At 66.5% G+C, this 4,892-nt stretch carries 4 protein-coding genes and 1 pseudogene; 2 read left to right on the forward strand and 3 right to left on the reverse strand.

Annotated elements, in window-relative coordinates; translation table 11 throughout:
- Positions 1–92 precede the first annotated feature (92 nt).
- Positions 93–392: a DUF2243 domain-containing protein gene (locus tag H7965_RS28665; RefSeq protein ID WP_229682857.1), complete on the reverse strand. Its 300-nt coding sequence runs from the start codon at positions 390–392 to the stop codon at positions 93–95.
- Positions 393–1,225: 833 nt separating this feature from the next.
- Between H7965_RS28665 and H7965_RS28670 the strand changes: the two genes are divergently transcribed.
- Positions 1,226–1,813 carry a DUF2934 domain-containing protein gene (locus tag H7965_RS28670; RefSeq protein ID WP_186773924.1) on the forward strand — a complete coding sequence of 196 codons (588 nt, stop codon included), beginning with the start codon at positions 1,226–1,228 and terminating at the stop codon, positions 1,811–1,813.
- 828 nt (positions 1,814–2,641) lie between these two features.
- Complete coding sequence (locus H7965_RS28675) at positions 2,642–3,520, forward strand: hypothetical protein (RefSeq protein ID WP_186773925.1); 879 nt, start codon at positions 2,642–2,644, stop codon at positions 3,518–3,520.
- Positions 3,521–3,912: 392 nt separating this feature from the next.
- On the opposite strand, the gene H7965_RS28680 is transcribed toward H7965_RS28675, so the two are convergent.
- Both H7965_RS28680 and H7965_RS28685 read right to left on the reverse strand, forming a co-directional pair.
- Positions 3,913–4,758 (reverse strand): IS5 family transposase, encoded by an 846-nt coding sequence (locus H7965_RS28680; RefSeq protein ID WP_315898719.1) that lies wholly within the window; start codon positions 4,756–4,758, stop codon positions 3,913–3,915.
- A gap of 22 nt (positions 4,759–4,780) precedes the next feature.
- Positions 4,781–4,892: pseudogene (locus H7965_RS28685) on the reverse strand (IS630 family transposase); the annotation flags it as partial.

Raw genomic sequence — 4,892 nt, forward strand, 5'->3', positions numbered from 1 at the left:
GCGGCGCGAAGCATAGGATCACCGCGGCGAAGCGGGCCGGCAGGGTCAGCATGGGGGCGGTCCTCTGGCCAGGACGCCACCAGCCTATCTGCTCACCCGCTCCGCCGCCTTACCCCGGAAATGGCCAGACTCGAGCTTAGTTCCTCTAAGGCCGCCGTAGGCGCGCCAGAGCAGCCATAGACGTAGAGCGCCACGTGGAAAATGCCTTCGGACAGGATCTGCGCGCGGATGTCGCGTAGCGCTTCGCCCGGCACGAGACTGAGGAAGTGATGCCATTGCAGCGCCTGATGCAGCATGATTCCGTCGACGAAGACGCCGTGGGCGAAGCCGAGCACGACCGCGGCAATGGCCGGGCGGCTTCCTGGCGCCGCCACGGAAGGAGGATGCGCCACCATTGTTCTCCTGGTCGCCGCGCCGGAGATTGACGCCTCTGGCCGGTCGGACGTCTTGTCGGCCGGTCGTCACGTCCACCCCGTCCCCGCCCACGGTGCGAAGCGCGCCCACAACATAATCCAGCACGCTGTGCGAGCACGTCGGAATGAACCGCAAGCCACCCTCCCGCCGCGCCGGCGCGGCGCCCGCGCGGAGAACGAACGCCTGGCAAGCCGGCGCGGTTTTTCGTGGCACGGGGACATCCGTCGCTTGGCCGTTGCAAAACGAGGCCACGCGCGGCGCGCCTCCGCGGCTCCCGCTCCGGAACCCGCGCGGACCGGCTTTATGGGGAATGAGGCGGCGAACGGGCCGCGCGGCGGATGACAGCCTCGATGCCGATGATGCGCGGCGTGCCGACCACCACGATCTTTGCAGAGCGCGCGCCGGCGTCCCACGCCGCCGGACGGGGCACGCCGATGATTGGGGGTGCTGGCGAGCGGCCTTCTTGCCGGCGCCGCGGGCGTTGCGGCCATGACGCTCGCGGAGAAGGTCGAGCAGTCCTTCACCGGCCGGCCGAACTCCTACGTCCCGAGCCACACGCTGGAGCGCCTGCTCGGCCTGCCCGCCAAGGGGCGATGAAGGGTTGGAGGGTACGAGTGGCAGTTAGCCGTGCCCTGGGCCCTGCCACGGGCGGCGCGGAGGGCGCGAGGGGCCTCATCGCTGAGATGCCAGCGCCATCCTGCAGGCGACCGGCTTGAGCTGGACCCCTGTGAGATGAACTGCGTTGCTGTCTGGCAAGGGACGGATGGTGGCGCCCGGCGTTGTATCGAGCTGCTGGACTAGGGAGTCACCCATGTCGGACGAGGAATGCATTCGCCGCCGCGCCCATGAAATTTGGGAGCACGAGGGGCGGCCCGAGGGTCGGCAAGAGGACCATTGGGCACAGGCCTGCCGTGAGATCGCAACGAAAGAGGATGGCACTGGCTTTGCGGCCCCGCCCTCCAGCGTGGATCAAGATCCGGCCTCGCCACCGCAGATGCCAATGTCGGGCGTTCTTGGTGGACAGTTTGATGGCGAGGGTGCTGCCAATCTATCGGGCGGCGTTGGAGCGACCCTCAATCAAGGTTCGGGAGCTGCGGGCGGGGATGCCGGGCCTCTTGGTGGCGCGGGCAGCGCGGCCACGCACCATCCCGGGATTGGCGCAAGCCTGACGGAGAGCCCGCCGCGTATGGGCCCAGCATCTGTACCGCCGGACGATGCAGGCACGGGCATTGCAGATTCTGGCTTACCGCACGGCCCGTCGGCGGGCGATCGTGGCAAGAGCTTTAGCGGAGGGACTGCCACCGCCAAAGGTGACCACCTAACGGAACGCGAAGCCGGTCTCGGTGCGGCCGGACTCTCCAGCGATGAGGCGCCTGGCCGGATCACCGGTCGAGGCTGACGAGTTTACGCCGGCGCTCCCTCGGGCTTGTCGCTGCGGATCTGATCCATTGTTCGGTCTCCGGTTGCGGCGGCAACTACCGCAGCCGGCTATCTGATCAAACCGTGCCGCACCGCACTGCAGTGCGCCCGGATGTTAAGACAGATGGCTGCGCTGTTCGGGCAGCCAAGGGTAGGCTTACTGGCGGACATTGAGCAAGTGTGCGTTGCTCGGCGCGGATCTGGTTCAGGGTGCGGATGAAGCGTTCGGCAACACCGGTGCACTCGACCTGTCGGACAAACGAGGCTGAGCTCTCAATGCCGAGGAAGGCGATCCCGTCCTGGAAGGCACCCGACATATAGTTCGAGCCGTCGTCGTGGCGGAGGGCGCAACCCTCGGCCGCGTTTCGCTCGATAGCGCTAAAGTGGCGCAGGACACCGTAGCGCGAGCCCTGACAGATACGTATTAGGGACAGTGAGAGCTAATCGCACATGTGGCAAGCGGCGCGCTGATTTTGGCGCCGAACTCCGGGCCAAAGGAGTCCTCGCGCCGAATGCGCGGTGGGGACTGTCCGCCTCCAAACGGCAACCTCGGACCGTTCTGTGCGTTGTCCGCCCGAACCCCGGCAGTGATGAAGCCTATGTTAGCGCCGGATGCACCGTCATCGAAGACAGTCTTGCGGGCGTCAGGGTGTGAGCCGGTACTTGAGTATCGGCTTCACGGGTGGGCGGCACTGCCCTCCCAGTCATGGGACCAAATTGACGGAAGCCGGGGTGGAGGCCGTGTTCGCGCAGATGAGCGAGCTACGGAGCATGTAGTCAGCGGATTTAACCAATTTTCGGAAGCTTCATGAGCCGCTCCCTCGTCATCGCCCGGGTTGGCCGGAAATCGCTTCACCGGTGCTGGATCGATTCAGGCAAGCCGCGAGAGTGGGACCTCTATCTGTGCCCCTTCGAGGAAATCGGACCGCAGGAGGATCTGGATTGCCAGATCGGCGACGTCATCCCCGGCCCGAAATGGACCGGCCTTACCAAGCTGCTGAATGCATGGCCCGGCTGGCGTGACTACGACCAGATCTGGCTTCCCGACGACGACATCCTCGCCGGGCAGGATTCTATCACGAAAATGTTCGAGATTGGGCGCGCGCTCGACTTTCATCTCTTCGCGCCGGCCCTTCACGAGGCCTCGCATTATGCCCACTTCATCGCGATGCGAAACGCGCGCTTCTTCGCAAGGCGGGTCGGCTTTGTGGAGATTATGATCCCCTGCTTCCGCCGAGCGACCCTTGAGGAGCTGCTTCCCACCTTCGCGCTCTCGGCCACAGGATGGGGCTTCGGCCTCGATTCCGCTTGGCCGAAGATCCTCGGCTACGAGTGCATCGGCGTCATCGACGGGGTGTCGGTGGTGCACACGCGTCCCGTTGGGGGGTTCAGGGACCCGGATCTCACCCGCCGCGTAATGCAGGAGTCGGACGACATCCTCGCTAGGTTTGGGTGCGGCCAGCGCCTGGTGACATTCGCGGGGATAGGGCCCGACCTCCGGGAAGCCTTGATGACCCCGGAGGAGCTCCTCGTGGAGCTCGTGCGCGGATGGCAATACCTCTTCGACGGATGCCCCAACGCTCTGCGCTGGCTGTTTGATCAGCAGCAATGCCTATTCTCGGCTTCGCCCTACCCGGTTTCCGGGTTGCCGACGAGCCCCGGATCTCGGGCGAAAAGCGGCTCATGAGCGGACGGCAGGGGCGGCGGTCGTTACCGACCGGTGGGTGTCTGGGAACCCGGCCGTGAGCACCATAGTGCTTCCGTAATGGGCCTACTCCCGTCAAGTCCCTCCGAGTAATTGCCACGTTGCTGGTGTCATGCTTCGGTGAGATGACGCGCAGAAGACCAGGGGAGACCTTTGCGAAATGCGGCTGATGGGCGTGGGGTGACGTTGGTCCGACGGCGAGGCGTTCAGCAATACCCATTTGGTCCTCTGGAAGCCGGGCGTTGGACGCACTTTGCCTGTCAGACAACGAACCTTTCGGCGCGCTGCAGGTTCATCGCCGTGCAGAGCAGATGAAGATGAGCGCCGTTGCGCCGCAAGCCACGGTAGCGGACCCGGCCAGCCGTAGCTGCGCTTCAGCGTGCCGAAGGCGCGCTCGATTTGGCCGCGGACGGCGCGAGCGTGGTGTTCATCCTCGGCGCCAGCGTGGTGTTCATCCAGAGCCGCCACGCTGCCAGCGGACGGCGCGCATGGCCGCGATGCATGATGGCGTCGACGATGCCGGCCTCGGCCAGTGCCTCGCGCCGGGCGGCGCTGTCGTACGCCTTGTCCATGAACACCGCCGCCTCATTGCCCTGCACCAGAGCATCGGCCGCCAGGCTGTCGCCGACATCGGCACCGGTCAGCACAGCATCGCGGATCAGATCCGAGCCGAGGTCCACCGCGACATGCGCCCTGAACCCGAAGAAGCTGCGCTGGCCACGCCGGGTGAAGCCGGCCTCGGGGTCCTTGGTCGACACTTCGCCCTCGCTCCGCGGCGGACGGGCGACCGCCGCCTCGACCAGCGTCGCGTCGATCAGCGTGCCGGCCTTCAGCACCAAGCCCTTGGCGTCGAGCTGGCGGTTCAGCTCGGCGAACAGCGCCTTGGCGAGGCCGCGCTCGGCCAGCGCAGCGCGGAACCGGCACAGCGTGGTCTCGTCCGGCGTGCCGTCGTCGAGGCCGAAGCCGCAAAGGCGCCGGAACGACAGCCGGTCGGCCAGCGCCTCCTCGAGACCGGGATCGGAGAGCTGGTACCACTGCGCCAGCAACAGCGCGCGGAACAGCGCTAGCGGCGGATAGCCGGGCCGGCCTGTGGGCGCGCGCAGCGGCGCGAGAAGGCGCTCCATCGGAGACCAGTCGATCAGGCCAAGGATGCGGTCCAGCCGGCGATTGGACCCCGCACCCGCCGGCAGCAGCGCCTCCGCCAGGCTTGCCTGTCCAATCCGACGCTAGGGCGGAATCCGATCATTCTGGTTCATAGCCTGCGGCGGTGAAGTAGTTTCGGCACTCTTCCGGGGTAAAGCGTGGCAGGGCGTCGCGGATGGCATCCCAGAGCCCGTCGATGGTCCGCGCGGCG

Origin of the sequence: Siccirubricoccus deserti, from assembly GCF_014283215.1 — a bacterium.
In the GTDB taxonomy this organism is placed as follows: Bacteria; Pseudomonadota; Alphaproteobacteria; order Acetobacterales; family Acetobacteraceae; genus Siccirubricoccus; species Siccirubricoccus deserti.

Coding starts and splice junctions, on each gene's coding strand:
- H7965_RS28675 (WP_186773925.1), top strand. CDS start 2,642: ATGAGCCGCTCCCTCGTCATCGCCCGGGTTGGCCGGAAATCGCTTCAC.
- H7965_RS28670 (WP_186773924.1), top strand. CDS start 1,226: ATGTCGGACGAGGAATGCATTCGCCGCCGCGCCCATGAAATTTGGGAG.